This window comes from Azorhizobium oxalatiphilum (assembly GCF_014635325.1).
In the GTDB taxonomy this organism is placed as follows: domain Bacteria; phylum Pseudomonadota; class Alphaproteobacteria; order Rhizobiales; family Xanthobacteraceae; genus Azorhizobium; species Azorhizobium oxalatiphilum.
Genome location: NZ_BMCT01000003.1, coordinates 85,301 through 107,683, shown reverse-complemented (window position 1 = coordinate 107,683; position 22,383 = coordinate 85,301). Strand labels below are relative to the sequence as shown.

General features: G+C 66.6%; 18 protein-coding genes. 8 read left to right on the top strand and 10 right to left on the bottom strand.

From position 1 onward, the window contains the following. The first annotated feature begins 36 nt into the window (after window positions 1-36). On the top strand, window positions 37-219 hold the full coding sequence (locus IEW24_RS12485; RefSeq protein ID WP_188579013.1) for a YegP family protein: 183 nt from the start codon (window positions 37-39) through the stop codon (window positions 217-219). A gap of 181 nt (window positions 220-400) precedes the next feature. On the opposite strand, the gene IEW24_RS12480 is transcribed toward IEW24_RS12485, so the two are convergent. The 5 genes from IEW24_RS12480 to IEW24_RS12460 all read right to left on the bottom strand — a co-directional run bounded on the left by IEW24_RS12480 (window position 401) and on the right by IEW24_RS12460 (window position 7,237). After that, complete coding sequence (locus tag IEW24_RS12480; protein WP_188579011.1) at window positions 401-922, bottom strand: Spy/CpxP family protein refolding chaperone; 522 nt, start codon at window positions 920-922, stop codon at window positions 401-403. Between the two features lie 169 nt (window positions 923-1,091). After that, window positions 1,092-1,439: a GCG_CRPN prefix-to-repeats domain-containing protein gene (locus tag IEW24_RS12475; RefSeq protein ID WP_188579008.1), complete on the bottom strand. Its 348-nt coding sequence runs from the start codon at window positions 1,437-1,439 to the stop codon at window positions 1,092-1,094. A gap of 494 nt (window positions 1,440-1,933) precedes the next feature. Next, window positions 1,934-4,069: a TonB-dependent siderophore receptor gene (locus IEW24_RS12470; protein WP_188579005.1), complete on the bottom strand. Its 2,136-nt coding sequence runs from the start codon at window positions 4,067-4,069 to the stop codon at window positions 1,934-1,936. A 343-nt stretch (window positions 4,070-4,412) separates the two neighbouring features. After that, on the bottom strand, window positions 4,413-5,843 hold the full coding sequence (locus IEW24_RS12465; protein WP_188579004.1) for a homospermidine synthase: 1,431 nt from the start codon (window positions 5,841-5,843) through the stop codon (window positions 4,413-4,415). Between the two features lie 173 nt (window positions 5,844-6,016). Then, window positions 6,017-7,237: a polyhydroxyalkanoate depolymerase gene (locus IEW24_RS12460; protein WP_188579003.1), complete on the bottom strand. Its 1,221-nt coding sequence runs from the start codon at window positions 7,235-7,237 to the stop codon at window positions 6,017-6,019. A gap of 335 nt (window positions 7,238-7,572) precedes the next feature. On the opposite strand from IEW24_RS12460, the gene IEW24_RS12455 reads away from it, so the two are divergent. After that, window positions 7,573-8,229, top strand: coding sequence for a glutathione S-transferase family protein (locus IEW24_RS12455; protein WP_188579002.1), 657 nt, complete (start codon window positions 7,573-7,575; stop codon window positions 8,227-8,229). A gap of 23 nt (window positions 8,230-8,252) precedes the next feature. Here the strand turns inward: IEW24_RS12455 and IEW24_RS12450 are convergent, their stop codons facing one another. Then, window positions 8,253-9,176 (bottom strand): DMT family transporter, encoded by a 924-nt coding sequence (locus IEW24_RS12450; protein ID WP_188579001.1) that lies wholly within the window; start codon window positions 9,174-9,176, stop codon window positions 8,253-8,255. Between the two features lie 144 nt (window positions 9,177-9,320). On the opposite strand from IEW24_RS12450, the gene IEW24_RS12445 reads away from it, so the two are divergent. From IEW24_RS12445 to IEW24_RS12435, 3 genes are all read left to right on the top strand, one after another. Further along, window positions 9,321-10,277 carry a tetratricopeptide repeat protein gene (locus IEW24_RS12445; protein WP_188579000.1) on the top strand — a complete coding sequence of 319 codons (957 nt, stop codon included), beginning with the start codon at window positions 9,321-9,323 and terminating at the stop codon, window positions 10,275-10,277. 263 nt (window positions 10,278-10,540) lie between these two features. Then, window positions 10,541-11,632: a calcium:cation antiporter gene (locus IEW24_RS12440; protein WP_244644354.1), complete on the top strand. Its 1,092-nt coding sequence runs from the start codon at window positions 10,541-10,543 to the stop codon at window positions 11,630-11,632. A 409-nt stretch (window positions 11,633-12,041) separates the two neighbouring features. Then, entirely contained in the window at window positions 12,042-12,932 is an 891-nt protein-coding gene (locus tag IEW24_RS12435; RefSeq protein WP_188578999.1) for a methyltransferase, TIGR04325 family, read from the top strand. Window positions 12,933-12,935: 3 nt separating this feature from the next. Here the strand turns inward: IEW24_RS12435 and IEW24_RS12430 are convergent, their stop codons facing one another. Then, on the bottom strand, window positions 12,936-13,817 hold the full coding sequence (locus IEW24_RS12430) for a LysR family transcriptional regulator (RefSeq protein ID WP_188578998.1): 882 nt from the start codon (window positions 13,815-13,817) through the stop codon (window positions 12,936-12,938). Window positions 13,818-13,900: 83 nt separating this feature from the next. Here IEW24_RS12430 and IEW24_RS12425 point away from each other — a divergent pair, with 83 nt between their 5' ends. Further along, a complete protein-coding gene (locus IEW24_RS12425; protein ID WP_188578997.1) occupies window positions 13,901-14,650 on the top strand; it encodes a sulfite exporter TauE/SafE family protein in 750 nt (249 codons plus the stop codon). 83 nt (window positions 14,651-14,733) lie between these two features. On the opposite strand, the gene IEW24_RS12420 is transcribed toward IEW24_RS12425, so the two are convergent. The 3 genes from IEW24_RS12420 to IEW24_RS12410 form a co-directional block, all read right to left on the bottom strand. Continuing rightward, entirely contained in the window at window positions 14,734-15,885 is a 1,152-nt protein-coding gene (locus IEW24_RS12420) for a DUF3734 domain-containing protein (protein ID WP_188578995.1), read from the bottom strand. A gap of 66 nt (window positions 15,886-15,951) precedes the next feature. Further along, a complete protein-coding gene (locus IEW24_RS12415) occupies window positions 15,952-16,698 on the bottom strand; it encodes an acetoacetate decarboxylase (RefSeq protein ID WP_188578994.1) in 747 nt (248 codons plus the stop codon). Between the two features lie 251 nt (window positions 16,699-16,949). Further along, window positions 16,950-17,954: a WD40 repeat domain-containing protein gene (locus tag IEW24_RS12410; RefSeq protein ID WP_188578993.1), complete on the bottom strand. Its 1,005-nt coding sequence runs from the start codon at window positions 17,952-17,954 to the stop codon at window positions 16,950-16,952. Window positions 17,955-18,080: 126 nt separating this feature from the next. Here IEW24_RS12410 and hrpB point away from each other — a divergent pair, with 126 nt between their 5' ends. Together hrpB and IEW24_RS12400 are read left to right on the top strand one after the other, a co-directional pair. Then, a complete protein-coding gene (gene hrpB / locus IEW24_RS12405) occupies window positions 18,081-20,603 on the top strand; it encodes an ATP-dependent helicase HrpB (RefSeq protein ID WP_188578991.1) in 2,523 nt (840 codons plus the stop codon). 230 nt (window positions 20,604-20,833) lie between these two features. Next, window positions 20,834-22,333 carry a phosphomannomutase/phosphoglucomutase gene (locus tag IEW24_RS12400; RefSeq protein WP_188578989.1) on the top strand — a complete coding sequence of 500 codons (1,500 nt, stop codon included), beginning with the start codon at window positions 20,834-20,836 and terminating at the stop codon, window positions 22,331-22,333. Window positions 22,334-22,383: the final 50 nt, after the last annotated feature.

Genomic DNA, 22,383 nt, shown 5'->3' with positions numbered 1-22,383 from the left:
GGCGCGCGCCAAAACGCAGGGCAACAGGAGGCGCCCATGGCAAAGTTCGAGATTTTCAAGGACAAGGCCGGCGAATTCCGGTTCCGTTTCAAGGCGTCCAACGGCGAGATCATGTTCTCGTCCGAAGGCTACAAGACCAAGCCCTCGGCCCAGTCCGCCATCGACAGCATCAAGAAGAACGCGCCCGACGCGAAGGTGGACGACCAGACCGGCGCATGAGCCCGGCCGCAGCCTCAAACATAGACCGCGCCGGATACCGGCTTGTCGCTGGTTTCCGGCGCGGGGGGCCCCCACCCCTGACGAACCCTTGTGTTTAACCCCGGGGCTCGCCCTCGATGCCTTCCGGAGCCGGATCGGTTCAGACCGAACAGTCCGAACCGATCCGGCTCTAACCTATTGCTCAGCCGGCTTCTTCCTCGAACAGCCAGAGCGTGCCGGCCGGCTGCAGCGGGCCGCCCGAGTCATGCATGCCGAGGAAAGCCGGGATGCGGCGCTTCTGGGCCTCGGTGAGGGAGGCCACGAAGGGCTTGGCCGCGTCCACGAAGCGCTTCAGCTCCTTGCCGCGCGCCTCCTCGGCGGTGGCGATGGCGTCGAGCACGCCGAGCATGTCGCGCGGCGGCGGGCCGCTCTCCAGCGCCTTGCGGCGGGCGATGGCGTTCTTGTTGATGTCGCGGATCGCCGTCTCGACCGCCGGCCAGAGCTTTTCCTGCTCGGGGGTGAGCACGATCACCGTCTTCAGGGCGGCGAGGCGGGCGTTGAGGATCGCCTGCGAGTCCGCATCCGAATAGGCATTGGCGTCGACGATGATGTGCGGCTGGGGCGGCGCGGCAGGCGCGGCCTGCTGGGCCATCGCGCCGGTGCCGACGAGAACCGCCGAGCCCAGCACGGACGCCGCGAGAAGGCGTGAAACAGTGCTTTTCATGATCAATGTCCTTGAGATGGCGGGACGCCGCACGCCACGAACGGGGGCGGCATTGACGCGATCAAACCCGGAAGAAGGGGAACGGCGGTGCCGTCCCGATTCTGGTTGCGGAGACGGATCGGCGGATCAGATGGTTTGCCCTGACCCGATCCGGCTCCAGGCCGTCAGATCACTGCCAGCCGCCACCCGGCAGGCGCCCATGATAGGGCGTGTCGCGGCAGTGGCCCCAGGGACCGCGCCAGTAGCCGGGGGGGCAGCCATTGCCCATGATCACGGGCGGGCCGGGCTGATAGCCGCCACCGGGCAGCGGGCCCACATAGGGGGTGTCACGGCAGTGACCCCACGGGCCACGCCAGCGGCCCCAGCCACAGCCTTCGGCCACCGGCACCACGGGCGCGGTGACGCCGGCTCCGGCAACGCCGGTATCGACAGCAGTGATCAGCGGCATGGCCGAGGCCGGAGCGGCGACGGCAGCCAGGGAAAGGGCGGCAAAGGACGCCAGAACAAATTTGCGCATGACGATCTACTCGTCCGTGTTCGGTGATGCGCGGCGGAACACCGTGCATACGACGTGATACACGACGGAGCGCCGTGCATGGCAGGAAACATATCCCACGCCGCATCAACGTCAACGCAAGTTATTTCAGATGAACATCATTTAATGTAGAAGCGATACAATGTATTGTATCAGATAACAAATGTATGAATACAGGCCCCACGTAGTCATGCGGCCTTACTATTCACATGCACACGTCTGCTGGCGCAGCGCCTACCGCCAGACGAATGCTGGGCCAGGGGAACGTGCAACCACTGTTCGGGCAGGAAAGATCAGGCGACAGACTTGCGCGACGCTGACCTCGGCGCACCTTTTACCAGCTCATCGACATCACGGCTTCCCGAACCGCCATCCGTGTCCTGCCAGAAAAGCAAAGGCCCCGGATACGGCAGAGCGTATCCGGGGCCTGGGTCGATGGGCAGATGATCAGCAGTCCGCTGATCAACCCGCGCGGCTCACCAGCGATAGGAGGCGGTGAGCAGCACCTGGCGGCCGTTGGTCCAGTACCAGTAGCCCTCGTTCAGGATCGCCGTCTCCTCGTCGAAGAGGTTCTTGGCGTTCAGCTGCACCTTCCAGGCGTCCTTCTCATAATAGAGCGCGGCGTCCACCAGCGTCTGCGAAGGATTCTTGTAGGTGTTGGCATTGTCGGCCCAGAAGCCGCCGTTGTAGCGCACGCCCGCGCCCACGCCGAAGCCCTTCATCGGGCCATCCTGGAACATGTACTTGGCCCACAGCGAGGCCACGTTCTCCGGCATGTTCACCGGGGTGTTGCCGATGGTCGCCGTGTCGAGCGAGGCGATGATCTCGCTCTTGGCATAGGTGTAGGCGGCGGTCATCTCGAAGCCCGGCGCCAGCTCGGCGGCGGCCTCGAACTCGAAGCCGCGCACGCGCACGTCGCCGGTGTTGTCGTAATAGAGGTTGAAGGGCGGCACCGCGACCGCATAGTTGGTCTGGGTCAGCTGGTATGCCGCGGCGGTGAACAGCGCCTTCATGCCCTTCGGCTGATACTTGATGCCCACCTCATACTGCTCGCCATTGGACGGCGGCAGCAGGTCGCCGTTGAGGTCCGTATTGGTGGAGGGCAGGAACGAAGTGGCGTAGCTCGCATAGGGCGCGACGCCGTTGGAGAATTCGTACAGCAGGCCGGTCTGCCAGGTGAAGGCGGTATCGTCGCGGCTCTGGCCGGTGGTCGGGGACAAGCTGGAGGCCTGGCTGCTGGCCTGCTGCGTGGCGAAATCCTGCCGCCCGCCGATGTTGAAGTTCCAGCCCTCGCCGAACTTGATCTGGTCGCTGGCATAGAGGCCGACCTGGCTCACCGAGGTGGCGGTCTGGGCGGTCAGCGCCGGCATGATGGCCTGCTGCGGCGTGTTCGGCGCCAGCAGGTTGAGCGGGGTGGCGTCGGAGCCGGTGAAGGAGCCGAAGCCGGTGCGCTGGACGTTGTTCATCACCAGATAATCAAGCCCGAACAGCACGCGGTGGTTCAGGGCGCCGGTGGCGAACTTCGCCTCCGCCTGATTGTCCACGTTGAATGTGTCCACCGTGGCCTTCAGGTTGAAGGGATAGCGGGCGATCAGGGTCGGCGTGATGTAGCCGATGGCGCTAGTGTAATAGGCATGCTCGTCGATATGGCCGTAGCGCAGGTTCTGGCGCACCGTCCAGATGTCGTTGAACTCATGCTCCAGCTTGTAGCCGATCTGCTCCTGCGTCTGCTCGATGTCGTTGAAAGTCGTCGAGGCGCCAATGCGGGTCGGCGGGGTGTAGGCGTTCGTCTGCAGATAGAAGTTCGACGCCGGCACGTTGGCGTTGAGCACGCTGGCGATCAGCGTGAAGCTGGTCTTGTCGTTCCGGAACGTGACCGAGGGGGCCAGATACAGCTCGTCATTGGCGGTGCCGTTGACCGAGCCGTCCGCTTTGCGCGCCACGCCGGTGACGCGATAGAGGATCGAGCCATCCTTGTTGGCCGGGCCGCCCACGTCGAAGGCGAGCTGGTACCAGTCGGGCGAACCGATCTGGCCTTCGATCTCGCCGAACGCCTTCTCGGTCGGCAGCTTGGAGACGCGGTTCACGAGGCCGCCCGGCACCGTCTGGCCGTACAGCACGCTGGCCGGGCCCTTGATGATGTCGATGCGCTCGAGCCCATAGACCTCGCTGCGGAAGTAGGCGAACGAACCGTTGGCCTGCCGCAGGCCGTCCTTGTAGTCGCCGAGCTGGGTGGTGGCGAAGCCACGCACATAGATCACGTCGAAGCGCGGCTCATAGCCATAGAGGCCGGTGACGACGCCGGCGGAATAGCTCACCGCATCCACCACGCTCTGCGCGCCGCGATCGGAGATTTCCTCGGCGGAGACCACCGAGATGGAGCGCGGGGTCTCGATGAGCGGGGTGTCGGTCTTGGTGCCGGCGGCCGAATTGGTGGCCACATAGCCGCCGATCGGCCCCCAGGCGCTCTGCGCACCTTCCACCTGCACGGTGGGGAGCAGCAGGCCGGTGCCGGCATCCTGCGCCTGAGCGGCGGAAGCCGCGATCAGCAGGGCGCCCATGGCAACGGGCAGGCGCACCGAAGCAAGGAGGTGTTTATGTAAGGTTCGCATTTCTTCCTGCCGCCCACGAAAATGTGTTCTGGGTTGAGCTACAGGCAAGCTTTGGTGCCGCGCAACGTACCGAAACCAACAATTTTCATAGATTTTAATTATTCCACTTCCGATCAATGATTATTGGAGGCTCAGCACCCCTGACGGGACAAGGCCTTGCCAATAACTGCTGGAAATGCCGCAACATCAGGGGTTGTGGATAGCAAGGGCTCTTTTCTTCTGCCTGTATCCTGAAAAGCACAGCGCCGCACGGAGCTTTCCGTGCGGCGCTGAACTTCCTGTCTCACCGTATAGCGTGCAGTCAAAAAGTCTCCCGGATTGCCGGTAGCCTTCTCGCCGCAGATCAGCGCACGATGATGTTCTTGAACTGCCAGGGATCTTCCTCGTCGATCTCTTCCGGGAAGAAGGGGAGACGATCCTTCAGCGGGTTCCAGTCGGTATAAGTGCCGATGACCGGGCCGAGATAAGGCGTCTGCACTTCCAGGCAGCGACGGAAGTCCAGCTCGTCGGCCTCGACAATGCCGGCTTCCGGATTTTCCAGCGCCCACACCATGCCGGCGAGCACGGCGGACGTGACCTGAAGGCCGGTGGCGTTCTGATAGGGCGCGAGCTGGCGGGTCTCCTCGATGGAGAGCTGCGAGCCGTACCAATAGGCGTTCTTGCCATGGCCGTAGACCAGCACGCCCAGTTCGTCGATGCCGTCGACGATCTCGTGCTCGTCGAGGATCTTCCAGCTCGACTGCTGCTTGCCACCGGCGCCGAACATCTCGTGCAGCGAGAGCACGGCATCATTGGCCGGGTGGTAGGCGTAGTGGCAGGTGGGCCGGTAGACCACGGTGTCGCCGTCGCGGACCGTCAGGTAGTCGGCGATGGAGATCGACTCGTTGTGGGTGACGAGGAAGCCGAACTGCGGGCCGGGCGTGGGCGTCCAGGAGCGCACGCGGGTATCCGCGCCGGGGCGCATCAGATAGATGGCCGCGCCGCAGCCGCCCTCATGGGTGCGGCCGTCCGGCGGAAGCTGCTTCTCATGCGTGCCCCAGCCCATCTCCGCCGGCTGCAGGCCCTCGGAGACGAAGCCTTCCACCGACCAGGTGTTGACGAAGACGTCGCGCGGCTTGGGGTTGCGGGCGCGCTGGGTGTCGCGCTCGGCGATGTGGATGCCCTTCACGCCCAGCGCACGGGCGAGCTGCGCCCATTCCTCGCGGGAGGTGGGCTCCGGCCGGTCGAGGCCGGTGTCATGGGCGATGTTCAGCAGCGCCTGCTTCACGAACCAGGACACCATGCCGGGGTTCGCGCCACAGGTGGAGACGGCGGTGGGGCCGCCGGGATTGCGGCGGCGGGCGGCGAGCAGGGTCTCGCGCAGCGCGTAGTTGGTGCGCTTCTCCGGGCCCATGGACTTGTCGAAATAGAAGCCCTTCCAGGGCTCGATGACCGTGTCCACGTAAAGCGCGCCGATCTCGCGGCACAGCTCCATGACGGCGATGGAGGACACGTCCACCGAGAGGTTCACGCAGAAGCCGCGGCCGCCGCCATTGGTCAGCAGCGGGGTCAGCAGCTCGCGATAATTCTCGGCGGTGACTTCCGACTGGATGTAGCGGATGCCGCGGGCGTCGAGCAGCTTGCGGTCGGTGTCGACCGGATCAATCACCACCATCCGGTCCAGATCGAACGAGAAGTGGCGTTCGATCAGCGGCAGGGTACCGCGCCCGATCGACCCGAAGCCGATCATGACAATAGGACCATCAATGGTGGCGTGAACCGGCCAAGCGCTCATTCCGGGAGCTCCTCCAGGGTGTAACAGGCGACGGATGCCGCCGATGCACGCCCATCAATCAAGGCATGGCCCGTGCGTCAACCATCGATTGACGCAACCGCGCCATGCCACACCCCTTTCACAGGGCTCCAAGACGTTGTGATGACGGTGGGCGGGCGCGGGCCGTGCCGCGCTCAGTCGCTGGAGAGGATGTGGTTGCGCACGATGGGATAGACCTGCCCCGCCCATTTGCGGCCGCTGAACACGCCGTAATGGCCAACGCCCGCCTGCATGTGATGGCGCTTGCGGTGGGGCTTCAGGCCGGTGCAGATGTCGTGCGCCGCCACCGTCTGGCCCAGCGAGCAGATGTCGTCCCGCTCGCCTTCCACCGTCAGCAGCGAGGTGCGGCGGATGGCCTTGAAGTCGATGGGATTGCCCTTGTAGGTCAGTTCGCCCTTGGGCAGGCGATAATCCTGGAACACGTACTGCACGGTTTCCAGATAGAACTCTGCCGCCAGATCCAGCACGGCGAAATATTCGTCATAGAAGGTCTTGGTGGTGTGGGCCTTCTCCAGATCGCCGTCCACGAGACTGTCGTAGAGCTCGAAATGCGCCTTCATGTGGCGCCCCAGATTCATGCTCACGAAGGCCGAGAGCTGCATGAAGCCCGGATAGACCTTCCGCCCCGAGCCCTCGAAGCCCATGGGCACGGTGGAGATCAGATTGCGCTCGAACCACGACATGGGCTTCGAGGTCGCCAGATCATTCACCTTGGTGGGATTGATGCGGCAGTCGATGGGCCCCGCCATCAACGTCATGGAGCGCGGGGTGGCCGGATTGTTGTCCTGCGCCATGACGGCGGCAGCCACCAGCGCCTGCACGCAGGGCTGGCACACCGCCACCAGATGGCTGCCCGGCCCCATGAACTCCAGGAACTTGATGACGTGCTCCACATAGCCGTCAAAGCCGAAGCCGCCATGCTCCAGGCTGACGTCGCGCGCATTGTGCCAATCGGTGATGAAGACGTCGTGGTCCGGCAGGAGCGTGCGCACCGTGCCCAGCAGCAGGGTGGCGAAATGGCCGGAGAGCGGAGCCACCACCAGCACCTTGGGCTGGGGCACCTCCACGTCCTTCCGGAAATGCAGCAGCGTGCCGAAGGGCAGGCGCAGCGCCGCTTCCTCAACCACCGGCACCGCATGGTTGCCCACCTCGGTGGAGGTGAGGCCGAAGGCCGGCCGGGCGTGGGTGAGGCCGACACGCTCCACCATCTCGCAGGCGGCGGACAGATGGCGGGTGGCCAGCGACTGGAACGGAGCCAGCAGGGAGCTGTCGAGCAGGCGCCGGGCCATGTGGGCGCCGAGCTTGATGGGCTCCATCAGGTCCGACTGGGTCTGATATGCCTGATAGCTCAGCATGGCGCGGGACACCTCAACAGGTGTCGGGCGGCTAAGCCGCGGGATCCGTGCGCCATCATGCGACCTCGCCTCCCTCATCCCGTCGGCAGCAAACCGCCCCGCCGCATCCCGCCCCGAAACGCCCGCCGTCCGGCGTGGCGAACTGATACATATTGGCTCAAGCTGGCCTGGAGCCTTTTCCACCGGCCAGATCGGTTGTACCTGTCTGGAAGGATTTTGACGAGGAGCGTGGTGCATTGCAACGCGCTTGAGCTATGCTCCTGCGACAGCATCGAAACGGCGGCGGGAGATGGGCTCCTCGCGGCACGAATCGGGCAGGTATCGGGAAGGCGCGCATGTCGAAGGCCACGCTGACCATATCGAGCAAGAACTACTCCTCCTGGTCGCTGCGCGGCTGGCTCATCTGCAAGCTGGCGGGTCTCGAATTCGAGGAAGAGCGCGTCCCGGTGGACGACCCCTCGGCCCGCGCCGAGCTGCTGCTGCTCTCCCCCTCCTTCCTCGTGCCGCGCCTCCAGCATGAGGGCGTGACCGTGTGGGACACGCTGGCCATCGCCGCCTTCCTGCATGAGCTGTTTCCCGACGCGCACCTGCTGCCGCCCGACCGCGCGGCGCGGGCGCACTGCCTCTCGGTGGCGGGCGAGATGCATTCCGGCTTCGCCAATCTGCGCTCGGCGCTGCCCATGAACATCAAGGGCCGCTATCCCGGCTTCAAGGTGTGGGCGGGCGCGCAGGCGGATATCGAGCGCATCCTGGCCATCTGGCGCGGCTGCCTTGCCGCCCATGGCGGGCCGTACCTGATCGGCAACCGCCCCTCGCTGGCGGATGCCATGTACGCCCCGGTGTGCTCGCGCTTCACCACCTATGACGTGAAGCTGGACGATACGTGCGACGCCTATCGCGCCCGCATCATGTCCCATCCGGTGATGCAGGAATGGATCGCCGGCGCGATGGCGGAGCCCGAAGAGCTGGAAGAACTCGACGCGGAGTTCTGAGGACGCGCGCGCGCCCGCCTTCTTCAGGCGGGCGGCATCTCGCGGCCGGTGCGGCTGGCGCGGTGCTCGCGCATGAAGATGAAAAGGCCGGCGCCGATGATGATGGCGGCGCCCACCAGCACGTTGGGCTCCGGCCGGTCGCCGAAGAACAGATAGCCGAACACCGTCGCCCAGATGATGAATGTGTACTGATAGGGCACCACGGTGGAGGCCGGCGCCAGCTTGAGCGCGCGGTTCACGCACACGCCGGCCACCATCGACACGATGCCCAGGAAGCCGATCAGGCCGAAATCCACCGGCGACGGCGCCACCCACATGAAGGGGGCGATGCACAGGCCCGCCACCAATGGCGCCACCACCTGCGTGGTGATGAGCAGCGTCTCGGACGCGCCCCGGAGCTTGCGGGTGACGATCATCAGCAGGCCGAAGGACAGGCTGCCCACGAAGGCCGCCAGCTCCGGCAGGCCGATGCCGCCGCTCGCCGGCTTCAGCGCGATGAGGACGCCCATGAAGCCCACCGCCACCGCGCTCCACCGCCGCCAGCCCACCTGCTCGCCCAGCAGGAAGGGCGACAGCGCCGTCACATAGATGGGGCCGGCGAGGTAATAGGTCATGACGGTGGCGAGCGGCAGATGGGCCACCGCCAGATAGAAGCAGCCCACATCGAGGATCACGAACAGCATGCGCAGCGCATGCTGGCCCGGATGCGCTGAGATCGCGCGCAGACTGTGCCGGTCCCGCCACAGGAAGGGCAGCAGCACCGCCGCCGCGAAGGCCCCGCGGATGCACATGACCTGCGGCACCGAATAGGTGGCCACCAGCCATTTGCCGAGCGCGTCGTTGAGCGAATAGCCGAAGATGCCGATCAGCATCATGCCGATGCCGGCCAGCGTGGTGTTGCGCAGGCCGATGGAGGCGGTGGAAGCGGTGGAATCAGCGGGTGACATTGCACACCTTGCGGGCAGATGCCCGGACATTAAGCACAAACTCACACCACAAGCACCGCATCCGCAGGGCATTTTTGCTGCCGCTCCGGAGCGATCCCGCGCGCGGTGCCGGGCGAGTTCAGGTGCGGGAAGGAGGCGCGCCGCATGTCCGAATTGCGGCGCCACGCATGCCGCCGGCGCGGGGGAGCGTTGCGTGTGCTGGACGGTGCCATCGCCGACGGGCGCAAAGCTCCGGGCGGATGCCCCCCGAAACTTCCGATTGCAGGGCAAACGGATGCACGCGAAGCTGCGCCGCGCGCGAACTGGAGCAGGTTCGGTTGGGGGGGGGAGATGGGCACAGAATGGGTTTTGCCGCGCCTTCGCGGCACATGCCGAACCATCGGTGCGGTCATCACCCTGTGCGCGGCGCTCTGGCCGGCGGGGTCCGCCACGGCCCAGTCGGCGCGAACCGTCATGGGCATGCAGGCGTACAACAGCGGCGACATCGCAACCGCCTACAAGCTACTGCGTCAGGAAGCCGATGCGGGCGATTCCGATGCGCAGGTCAATCTGGGCTATCTCTACGCCCGTGGCCAGCATGTGCCCGAGGACCAGGGCGAGGCCTTGCGCCTCTATCTGCTGTCGGCCGAGCAGGGCAATGGCGAGGGCATGAATGCGCTCGGCTACAAGCATCAGTACGGCTCGGGCGTGCCCAGGAATATGGACACCGCCATTGTCTGGTATTGCCGCGCCGTGCTGGCGGGCAACCCCCGCGCCATGAACAATCTCGCCATCCTGCTGTTCAGCGGCGAGGCGATATCCCGCAACGAAGAAGAGGCACGTCGCCTCTGGCAACAGGCCGGAGCCTATGGCCATGTCAACGCCATGGCCAATCTCGGCCTGTCCTACCTGAACGGGCCCGGCTCCGGACGCGATCCGGTGGCAGGTCGGCATTGGATGGAACAGGCCGCCCTGCACGGTCAACGGCAGGCTCAGGCGTGGCTACGGGCAAACGGCTACCAGGGCGCCTTGCCGCCGCCGGTCGATACATCCAACGCCATGACGCCGAGCGTCAGGGACCGCGTGGGGCATTCGACGGTATGCCGTGCGCTCACCAGTTGAGGGCCTGCGCATTTGCCCGGCGTCGCGCGCCCTCCCCCTCCTGCCTGAACCATCGTCTGGCCTGAACGGGCTCCCCCAGCATGCAGGGCGGTTTCGCACCGGGAAACCGGGCGATGTCCGCGACCTGCCCCAAGCCTGCCGGGACACGGAAGCGCATGGGCCCCGGACTGTCATCAATCGGCAAGGAACCAGCCCCTTTGATATCCGCACGCGGATATAGTCTTCCGAGCCGCCAAACCTGATCAACACTGGAAACCGCGTCGATGGCGATCTCCCCGTCCGATTTTCTGAAACACCATTGGGCCACGGTCGCCATGGGCGGTGCCGTTCTTGTGCTGGTGGCGCATGCGCTTCATCTCTTCGGCGAGGGCTCGGGCCTGTTCGCCCTGCTGGCGGCGCTGTTCCTGATCGGATCCGTGTTCGCGGCCGTCGAGCATGCGGAGGTCATCGCGCACAAGATCGGCGAGCCCATCGGCTCCCTCGTGCTTGCCGCCGCAGTGACGGTGATCGAGGTGTCGCTGATCGTCTCGGTCATGCTGACAGGCGCCGCCGAAGGCAGCGAAATTGCCCGCGACACTGTGTTCGCAACAGTGATGATCGTGCTCAACGGCGTGATCGGCCTCTGCCTGCTGGTCGGCGGCCTCATGCATCGCGAACAGGAGTTCCGCTCCTCGGGCGCAGCGGCGGAGCTTGCGGTTCTGGGCACGCTGACGACGCTGACTCTCATCCTTCCCAACTATACGGCGGCGGTGCCCGGCCCCTTCTATTCGCCCTTGCAGCTCGGCTTCGTCGCCGTGGTCTCGCTGCTCCTCTATGCGCTGTTCCTGTTCGTCCAGACGGTGCGCCATCGCGACTATTTTCTCGATGCCGAAGACGCGCACGCATCGGAGAAGCCCTCCAACCGGGCCACCGCGCTCAGCGCCTTCATGCTGCTCGTCGCGCTGCTGCTGGTCATCCTCATCGCCGAGGAACTGACACCCACCATCAGCGATGCGGTGCGATCCGCGGGGCTCAATCCGCAGCTCATCGGCGTGCTGGTGGCGGCGGTGGTCCTGCTGCCGGAGGGCACGACGGCCATTCGCGCCGCGAAGGCCAACAAGATCCAGAAGAGCCTCAACCTCGCGCTGGGCTCAGCCCTCGCCAGCATCGGGCTCAGCATTCCCACCATCGCGATCATTTCGCTGCTGCTCCACCAGCCGATCACCATGGGGCTGGAAGCCGATCACATCGTGCAGATCGTGCTGACGCTGATCATGGGAACGATCACCCTCGCCACGGGCCGGACGACCATTCTGCAGGGTGGGGTCCATCTCGTCATCTTCGCGGTGTTCGTCTTCATCGCCGCCGCCCCCTGAGCCTCGCAGATGCGCAGCACCCGGACGGCTTCGCCGTGGACATGACCGCCTGTCACCCCGGTTCCATGCCGGTCGGTACCTTTCGTTTGCGGGGTCATTCAATAATGACTCTTTGCTCATTATTGGCCCGCATTGATCCCGGGACATGAACTCTTCATTGAAACGGTCCTTCCGGTGCCGCAGCCGGTCGCCCGGTTTTCCGCGTCCCTGCTTCGCCTGTCCGCCCGGCCTGCCTCGGCAGCCCGCGCACCGTCATCCGGATGTACCCCTCACCCCGCATGCGCCTGCGGGCCTACTCCTTTGCGCCGGAGCGATGTCTCCATTGAGCGCGCCTCGCCCGTTCGGGCGAGGCGACTTCCCCGGCCCGCCATGTGAGGCTCCTCCATCGTCCGCCCGTATCGAGGCGCTTATGGAAAAGCTGATCAAGATTGCGCTGACCCAGACCGTGCTCGGCCGATGGGCCGGCCGCCTGCCCTTCCTGCCCGATCTCTACGCTCGCAAGGTCTGGTCGCGGCGCATGAACCTGTTCCACGGCCTGCATGACAGTTTCGACGCCGCCGAGGCGCAGGCCCGGCGCTTCTCGGCCGTGGGCTGGAACGACAGCGCATTGGCAAAGGAGGTGATCGACCATGAGCATCCCGTCCATCGCGGCGGCATGGATCCCACCCAGCCCTCGCAATTCGCCGTGCTGCTCTGGCTCGGAAAATTGCTGCGGCAGGGCATGACCGTGCTCGACGTGGGCGGGGCCGGCGGCATCGCCTTCGAGACCGCAGAACGCTTCGACCTGCTGGACGAGGGCCACCACTGGCACGTGGTCGATATGCCCCGCATGGTGGAACATGGCCGCGCCCGGCATGCCCGGCTGAAATCGGAGCGGATCAGCTTCGGCACCGATCTCGGCCGCGCCCCGCCCTGCGACCTGCTGCTGGCGCTCGGCGCCATCCAGTACATGCGCGACCCCATCGGCCAGCACGGGCCGGGCCTGCTGGAGAGCATCCGCAAGAAGCCCGATTATATCCTGCTCAACAAGGTGCCGGTCTGGGACGGCCCGGACCAATGGACCAACCAGAGCTTCGTCACCACCTCCAGCCCCTATCGCATCTTCAACCGCGACGGGCTGGTCCGTTACATCCAGCGCCACGGCTACCGGATCGCACACAGCTGGCAGGTACGCGAGCTGGACCTGCGGATCCCGTTCCATCCGGAATGTTCGCTGGATCATTTCGAAGGCTTTCTCGCCGTGCGGACCGACCTTCAGCCGAGCGCCAAAGCCGCCCCTCTCGCCGCCGCCTTCGCCTGAGCTTCACCCACCCAGCCCATCCAGGAACTGCCGTGCGAATTCCGGCAGGGCCTGGAGGTCGCGCACGGCGACCACAAGCCGGCGGCGCGCCCATGCCTCCGGCAGGGTGAAGACTTCAACCTGCGTGCGCTCGGCCACCCGCAGCGCATCCGCCGTGGGCAGCACCGAGACGCCGACGCCCGCCTGCACCATCTCCCCCACCGCCTCGATGCGGTTCACCCGCACCCGGTATTTCAACGGCAGGCCAAGCGCCACCGCGTGGGTCTCGATGAGCTGATGAATGGCATTGCCCGGCGTCAGCCCGACAAAGGGGAGCGCTGCCACATCCGCGAAACCCGCCCCCGGGGTGTTCGCCAGCCGGTGGCCCTTCGGCAGCACCGCCATCAGCACATCCTCGCCATAGGTCCTGGTTTCGAGGCCCAGCGTATCGCCCACATCCGACAGGAGGCCGATATGGATGAGTCCCCCCCGCAGGGCCGGCGCGATCTCGCGGCTCGGGCGCTCCTGCAGATCCACGTCCACGTCGGGATGGCGGGCGAGGAAGCGCGCCAGATCGCCGATCAGGCCCACGGAGAAGGCCGCCGTATTGCTCCACAGCCGCACATGCCCCTTCAGGCCGCGGCCATAGCGGGAAAGTTCGCCGCGCATCCGCTCGGACTGCTGGAGGATGAGGCGGGCATGGTGGGCCAGCGCTTCGCCGGCCGGCGTCGCCACGGCGCCTGCACGGCTGCGCACCAGAAGCGGCGTGCCAGCCGTCTCTTCCATGCCCCGCACCCGCGCGCTGGCCGAAGGTAGTGCCAGATTGGCCCGCGCCGCGCCCGCGGTGATGCTGCCCGCCTCCAGAATGGCGAGAAAGAGCTTCAGATCCACGAGATCGAACCGCACGGCTTCATCCTTCGGATTTTCCGAAGGATGAAGCCGTATAATCCGCATTGCGACAAGGTCTATGTGCGGCCAGCTTGCACGCCATGGACTTATTGTCGCTCTTCCTCGTCGCTCTGGTTCTCGTGCTCGCCGGTCTGGTGAAGGGCGTCACCGCCATGGGCCTGCCCACGCTGGGCATGGGCCTGCTCAGCCTGCTGATGCCGCCGGCGGAAGCCGCCGCCATCCTTCTTGCGCCCACCCTGCTCACCAATATCGTGCAGTTCGCCACCGGGCCGCGCGTCGGCGTGGTGCTGCGCCGCTTCTGGCTCATGGCGCTCACCACCTTCCTCGGCACGCTCATCGGCGGCCTGTGGTTCGGGGGGCTGGAGTCCCATCTGGCGCCGGGCGTGCTGGGCGCCACGCTGTTTCTCTACGGCCTGCTCGGCCTTGGCCGCTTCAGCTTCCACACGCCGGCCTGGGCGGAGAGCTGGCTCTCGCCGGTGATGGGCGTCGCCTCGGGCCTGCTCACCGGCACCACCGGCGTCACCGTGATGCCGGCCGCGCCCTATCTGCAATCGCTGGGGCTGGAGCGCGAGGATCTGGTGCAGGCCATGGGCCTGTCCTTCTCCGCCGGCTCCGTCGGCCTTGCCATCGCCCTGTCCGGGCGGGGGGCACCGCTCACCTCCTGGCACGCGCTGCTGGTGACGGGCGCGGCGCTGATCCCGGCCTTCCTGGGCATGGAGATCGGCCGCCGGGTGCGGATGGCCATCTCGCAGCAGACGTTCCGCAACTTCTTCTTCGCCGGTCTGTCGCTGCTGGGCGCGAACACGCTGGTGCGCGCCGTGGTGTTCTAGAGCATGTACGGCCCCGACTGCTTCGCAATCGGGGCCGTAAGACATTCTCCATCAACGCTTTGGAGCCGGATCGTCCCCGCCCCTCAGTCCGAGAGGCGGTGCACGTCGTGGATGACGATGCCCTCGCTCTTGTCAGGCATCTCCAGCCACTTGCGGTGGCGCAGGGTTTTCATGGTGTCCTCGATGCCCGACTGCCAATGGTCGCGCATGGAGGCGCCGGAGAACTCATAGTCCTTGAAGTCCCGCTCGTAACTTTTTTCCTGATAGATCAGGTGGCAGATGTTCACCGGGCCGGACTTCTCATAGTCGTCCAGCGTCTGCCGGTCGTCGTCGGTGCGCAGTTGCTCGGGAATGCGCATCACCGCTTCCGCGTGCCGGGTGCGCAGCAGCTGCACGCGACGGAACAGGTCCGTGGTGTAGCGGGTGCGGCTAGAATAGCCGATGTCCTTCTGCCGCTCGATCACCCCGAACATGTCGCGGGGCAGCTCGCCACGGGCCGAGAACAGATCCACCTGGAACACGATGGCGGACGGGTGGTCCGGCTGGTCCAGCAGCCATTGCAGGGGCGTGTTGGAGACCACGCCGCCGTCCCAATAATATTCGCCATCGATGCGGATGGCGGGGAAGGCCGGCGGCAGCGCGCCGGAGGCCATGATGTGCTCCGGCCCGATGCGGTGGGTGGTGTTGTCGAAATAGACGAAATTGCCGGTGCGCACGTTGGCCGCGCCCACCGAGAAGCGGATGTCGCCCTTGTTGATGAGGTCGAAATCCACAAGCTTCAGCAGCGTGTCGCGCAAAGGCGAGGTGTCGTAGAGGCTGGTGGCGTTGGACGCCCCCGTGGGCAGCAGCCACGGATTGGGGAAACGCGGCTTGAAGAAGCCGGGCTGGCCGACGTTCATCGTCACCCAGGCGCTGATCTGGTTGCGCATGGTGCGGTAGATGTCGCCCTCGGGCGTAAACGCCCAGAGCTTGCGGCCCGACACCGTGTCCCAGAACTCGCGCAGCCGCGCCACCCGGTTTTCCGGGTGATTGCCCGCCACGATGGCCGAGTTGATGGCGCCGATGGAGACGCCAGACACCCAGTTGGGCTCGACCCCTGCCTTGTCCAGCGCCTCATAGACGCCGGCCTGATAGGCGCCGAGCGCGCCACCGCCCTGAAAGACCAAGGCCCGACGATCGTAGGCGCTGACGATCTCCCTGATGTTGCAGGACGCGTCACTCAAACGGGTGCTCATGGATCCCCCATTGTGTGGTTCTGCCGAGGTTTTCGCCCGCCGCAGCATGGCAGCGCGTGCGAAACCCTATTTGGGCTCGGCCAGATAATCGAATACCACCTCGCCCATGCCCAGCGTCAGGTCGGCGCGCAGGTGCAGGGCCGAGACCACCTCCAGCACAGGCAGGCGGGCCACGTCGGCGATGGCGTGCGGATAGAGGCCGAGGGCGGCCGGGCCGGTCCAGCACTCCTTCAGCTCGATATCCTGAAGATAGTAGCGCACCAGCTCGCAGATGCGCGGCGTGGCATCCACGTGGGGGATGATCTTGATCATGAAGTTCGGCGCTTTCAGCGCCTTCAGCACGGCCTCCTTGTCGGCGGCCACGTGCTTGTAGCCCATGGTGGCCTCGGCGCAGAGCGACTTGCCATAGTGCAGGCGCCCGGCCAGCACGTCGGCCTCCACTTCCATCTTGGGGTTGGCGTACTTCTTCGGGAAACCCCACAGCTCGCGGCCGCCGGCGATGGGCGCCTCGTCGTCGAGATACATGGAATGGACGTAACCGCCTTCCACGCCGTCCAGCTTCACCGGGATCACCTGCCCGGTCTCCGTATAGTCGCCGAAGCCGGTGCTGTCGGGCATGCGGATGAATTCGTATTTCACCAGCGGCTCGAACACTTCGAGCGGCTCCGGCACCACGGCGCGCAGGGCGTCCATGTCGGTGCGGTAGGTGATGATCATGAATTCGCGATCAAAGAAGCGATACGGCCCCCGCGGATAGGCGGGGTTGGTCAGCGGCATGGAATAGGCTGTACGGCGAACGTCTTCGATCTTCATGAGGCAAGGCTCCGAGGCAGGCTCCGACCGGACGATACCGCTCTCGCATCCGCGAGAACGCGGGAGCCGGATTCCATCCGGGTTCAACCGGAGCAGTGAATCCGCCTCCCTGCAAAGGGCGGGCAATGCAGCTCGCTGCATCGCACGCCCGGAGGTTATCGGATAAAGCGCAGCCGTGACAGGCCCGCGACGCGCGCCTGTCAGACAAAAGCAAGCCTCGTCTCAGCTTCCCGCGACGGCCTGCCGCCGGATCAGAACTCCAGCAGGCCCGCGCTGCCGCTCGCCGTGCCGAAGACCACCGCCCCGCCGTCCGAGCGCCAGCCCGCCGCCGTCACGGCGGAGCCGTCCGGCGACCGCAGCAGGATTTCGGCGGCATCCGTGATGCGCACCATCATCACCATGCCATTGTCATAGCCGGCCACCAGCACCGGATCCTTCGGGTGGGTCGCCACCACGGAGACGCGCGCATCGGGAGAGGGGGCGAGCATGGAAGGCTGCTTGCCCATGGGGCCGTCCTTGGCCGCGAACGGCCACATCACCACTTCCGAGGAGCCGGACGTGGCCAGCCACTTGCCGTCTGCGGTGAACTCGAACGACTTCACGCGGGTGGGATAGCCGGTCATGCGCATATGGCCGCCGTCGGAGATGCGCCAGCCGTGCAGCGCCGCCTCCTGCATGGTCGTGACCATGAAGCGCCCGTCCGGGCTCACCGCCACGCCGAGGTGCGAGCCCTTCCAGCCGAACAGGTCCGGCTTGGCGTCGGTGGCATTGGGGAACCAGAAGCTGACGCCGCCATAATGCGCCACCGCGATGCGGGTGCCCTTGGGCGCGAAGGCGAGGCCACCGACGCTGGAGGCCACCTCGAGGCTGCGCGCCTCGCCCTTCACCGGCTTGAAATGCGCGGTCTTGCCGGCGGAATAGGCCACCGAGCCATCGGGGCCGAGGGCCACGCGGTCGATCCAGCGGCCCTTGTGCGCGGCCAGTTCCTTCACCGTACCGTCCGCCAGCAGTTCCACCACACGGCCGTCGTCGCTGCCGGAGACGAGCCGCTTGCCGTCACCCTGCGCGGCGAGCACCGCGCCGTCATGCAGCGCCACGGCCTTCGCCTCATCGCCCGTCACCATGAGAGCCGCGCCCAGCTCGCCCACGAGCACGGCCGTGCCCTTCAGGAAACAGGCGGCGGCAACCCCGCTCTCGGAATTGAATGTGCGGACCTTGGAGGTGAGGCTCGAAGGGGCGTTGGTGAGGCTGGACATGAAGACGGGGCCCTTTCGGGAATCTGCGGATTTTCCGCCTACATAAGCCACGTTCGGCCGCTTGTCCTCCCGCGCCGCCCGCCCATGGGGTCGCGGAAGGATGGATTTTGCGGGCCGGGATGGCCTATGTCGCGGGAGATCCCTGTGACGAAGGCCGCAAGCCCGCCCCTCATGTTCGACACCCGCCTGCCCATCGACGACGCTTTGCCCGCCCTCACCGCCACCTTGCGGGAGACGGTCGCCGCCGTGCTGGTCGCCCCGCCCGGCGCGGGCAAGACCACGCGGGTGCCCCTCGCCTTGCTGGACGAGCCGTGGGTGAAGGGCGGCAAAATTCTCGTGCTGGAACCCCGCCGCCTCGCGGCGCGTGCCGCCGCGCACCGCATGGCGCAGACGCTGGGGGAGAAGGTCGGCGAGACGGTGGGCTATCGGGTGCGCCTGCGCTCCGAAGTCTCCCGCCGCACGCGCATCGAGGTGATCACGGAAGGCGTCTTCACCCGCATGGTGCTGGATGATCCGGAGCTGGCCGGCATCGCCGCCGTGCTGTTCGACGAATATCACGAGCGTTCGCTGGATGCGGACCTCGGCCTCGCGCTGGCTTTGGAGACGCAAGCGGGCCTGCGCGACGACCTGCGCCTGCTCGCCATGTCCGCCACGCTGGACGGCGCCCGCGTGGCCGCCCTGCTGGGCGGCGACACGCCCGCACCCGTGGTGGAGAGCGAGGGCCGCGCTTTTCCGGTGGAGACGCGCTATCTCGGCCGCGATCCGCGCGCCCCCATGGAGCGGCAGGTGGCGGATGCGGTGCTCAAGGCGCTCTCCGCCGAGCGGGGCTCCGTGCTGGCCTTCCTGCCCGGTGCTGCGGAAATCCGCCGGACCCAGAATCATCTTCTGGCCGACGTGCGCGACAGGGACACGGAAATCGTGCCGCTGTTCGGCGCGCTCGACCCGGCCGAGCAGGACCGCGCCGTGCTGCCCGCCCCGGCCGGCAAGCGCAAGGTGGTGCTCGCCACCTCCATCGCCGAGACCTCGCTGACCATCGAGGGCGTGCGGGTGGTGGTGGATTGCGGGCTCGCCCGCGTGCCGCGCTTCGAGCCCGATGTGGGCCTGACAAGACTTGAGACCGTGCGCGTCTCCCGCGCCGCCGCCGACCAGCGGCGCGGCCGCGCCGGGCGCACGGAGCCCGGCACCTGCTATCGCCTGTGGAGCGAGGGCGAGACGCAGAGCCTACCCGCCTTCACCACGCCGGAGATTCTCGCCGCCGATCTGTCCGGCCTCGTGCTGGATCTGGCCAGCGCGGGCGTGCGTGATCCCCGCTCCCTGCCCTTTCTCGATCCCCCGCCCGTGCCTGCGGTGACGGAAGCCAAGAGCCTGCTGCGGGTGCTGGAGGCCATCGACGCGGAGGGGGCGGTAACGCCGCTGGGCAACCGCATGGCCCGTCTGCCCTTGCCGCCCCGCCTCGCCCATATGGTGGTGCGCGGGGCGGACCTCGGTGCGGGGGCTATGGCCGCCGACATCGCGGCCCTGCTCACCGAGCGCGGCCTCGGCGGCGACTCAACCGACCTTACCCATCGTCTGCAGGATTTCTCCCGCGAGCGCTCCCGCCGGGCGGACGATGCCCGCCGCCTCGCCGGGCGCTGGGTGGAGCTGGCGCGCGAGGGCTCCCCCAAGCTCAAGGGCGAGACGCCCTCCCCCGCCGCGCTGCTGGCGCTGGCCTATCCCGACCGGGTGGCGAAGGCGCGCGGCGATGGCACCCGCATCCTGCTCGCCAACGGGCGCGGGGCGGTGGTGGACCCGGCCTCCTCGCTCGCCCGCGCGCCGTATCTGGCGGTGGCTGAGATCAGCGGCCGGGCCGATGCCGCCCGCGTGCAACTGGCCGCAGCCCTGTCGGCAGAAGAGATCGAACGGCTGTTCGCGCAGGAGATCACCGCCGGTCTGGAAGTGGCCTTCGACCCCGCCACCGCCTCGGTGCGCGCCCGCGAGACACGGCGGCTCGCCGCTTTGACGCTGGCCGACCGGCCCCAGCCCGTACCCAACACGCCCGAAACAGCGGCGGCACTGGCCGAGGGCATCGCGGCGCTGGGCATCGACCGCCTGCCATGGACCAACGCCCTCACCCAGTGGCGCGACCGGGTGTCCTTCCTCCACACGGCGGAAGGCGAACCGTGGCCGGACCTCTCCGACACCGCGCTCGCCGCCACCGCGCGCGACTGGCTCGCCCCCTTCCTCACCGGGCGCACGTCGCTGGCGCAGGTGAGCGCGGGTGATCTCGGCAACGCGCTCCATGCGCTGCTGCCCTATGCGCTGGTGCACCGGCTGGAAACGGAAGCCCCCAGCCATTTCACGGCCCCCACCGGCACCAATCTGCCCATCGACTATGCCGCCGAGGGCGGGCCGCTGCTGCCGGTGCGGGTGCAGGAGCTGTTCGGCCTCACCCGCCATCCGGCCATCGCCGGAGGCAAGGTGCCGCTCACGCTGGCCCTGCTCTCTCCCGCCCATCGCCCCATTCAGGTGACGAAGGATCTGCCACAATTCTGGAGCGGCTCGTGGCGGGACGTGCGCGCCGAAATGCGCGGGCGCTATCCCCGCCATCCATGGCCGGAGGACCCGGCAAACGCCGCCCCCACCAATCGGGCGAAACCGCGCGGCACCTGAGCAACCTTCCGAAGAACCAGTTATCCCAAGGGGCGATGGCACCTGCCCGAAGGGCTTAAGGGAACCGGAACCTTGGCCGGGCATTGTCCTCCTGTCCCCTTCCCTGTGGGGAAGACGCGCTGCTGCACGCCCCCGCCGCCGTACAGCCACGCTTCAGACAAGACAGGTCACAATTGCGTGCTACTGGCATAACCGTCCGCAAATGCACGCCGCGCCGAGAGAGGCTTTTCATGTTCCCGACGCCGAAGCCCGCACTGACGCCGAACACCTACGCCTATGAATCCGAGCCCATGGTGAAGCCCACCGGGTTCCGCGAATACGACGCCCGCTGGCTGTTCCAGAAGGAAATCAACCTGATGGGCGTGCAGGCGCTGGGCATGGGCCTGGGCACGCTGATGCACGAAATGGGCATCAAGCCCGAGATCGTCACCGGCCACGACTTCCGCGGCTACTCCTCCTCCATCAAGTACGCCATGGTCTCCGGCCTCATGGCCGCGGGCGTGAAGGTGCACGACATCGGCCTCGCCATGTCGCCCATGGCCTATTTCGCCCAGTTCGCCCTCGATGTGCCAGCGGTAGCCATGGTCACGGCCTCGCATAACGACAATGGCTGGACCGGCGTGAAGATGGGCGTGAACCGCCCGCTCACCTTCGGCCCCGACGAGATGACCCGCCTGAAGGAAATCGTGCTGGCTGCGAAGTTCGACCTGAAGGGCGGCGGCGGCTACCACTTCGTGGAGAATTTCCCCGCGACCTATTTCAAGGACCTCACCGACCGCCCGCAGCTCAAGCACCCCATCAAGGCGGTGGTGGCCTGCGGCAACGGCACGGCCGGCGCCTTCGCCCCGCACATCCTTGCCGCGCTGGGCGTGGAAGTGGTGCCGCTGGACGTGGAGCTGGATCACTCCTTCCCCAAGTACAATCCGAACCCGGAAGACATGGAGATGCTCCATGCCATGCGCGACGCGGTGCTGGAGCACAAGGCGGACGTGGCGCTGGGCTTCGACGGCGACGGCGACCGCTGCGGCGTGGTGGACAATGAGGGCGAGGAGATCTTCGCCGACAAGATGGGCGTGATGCTGGCCCGCGATCTCGCCAAGATCCATCCCAACCCGACCATCGTGGTGGATGTGAAGTCCACCGGCCTGTTCGCCACCGACCCCGAGCTGATCAAGCTCGGCGTGAAGGCGGACTACTGGAAGACCGGCCATTCCTACATGAAGCGCCGGGTGAACGAGAGCGGCGCCCTCGTCGGCTTCGAGAAGTCCGGCCACTATTTCTTCAACGCGCCCATCGGCCGCGGCTATGACGACGGCCTCGTCTCCGCCATCGCCGTGCTGGACATGCTGGACCGCAATCCGGGCAAGAAGCTCTCCGAGCTGCGCCTCGCGCTGCCCAAGACCTGGTCCTCGCCCACCATGTCGCCCCACTGCGCTGACGAGGCCAAGTACGGCATCGTCGAGCAGGTGGTGAAGCACTATCAGAAGCTGCAGGCGGACGGCGCCAAGGTGACGGGTCAGGCGATCCGCGACCTCGTGACGGTGAACGGCGTGCGCGTCACCACCGAGGACGGCTCCTGGGGTCTGGTGCGCGCCTCCTCCAACAAGCCCGAGCTGGTGGTCGTGGTGGAAAGCCCGGTCTCCGAGCAGCGCATGCGCGACATGTTCGCGGAGATCGACGGCGTGCTGCGCACCCATCCGGAGGTGGGTGAGTACAACCAGAAGATCTGATCACAAATCGCCATTGCAACTTGATGTGGTGGCACTATGGTGCGGCCCGT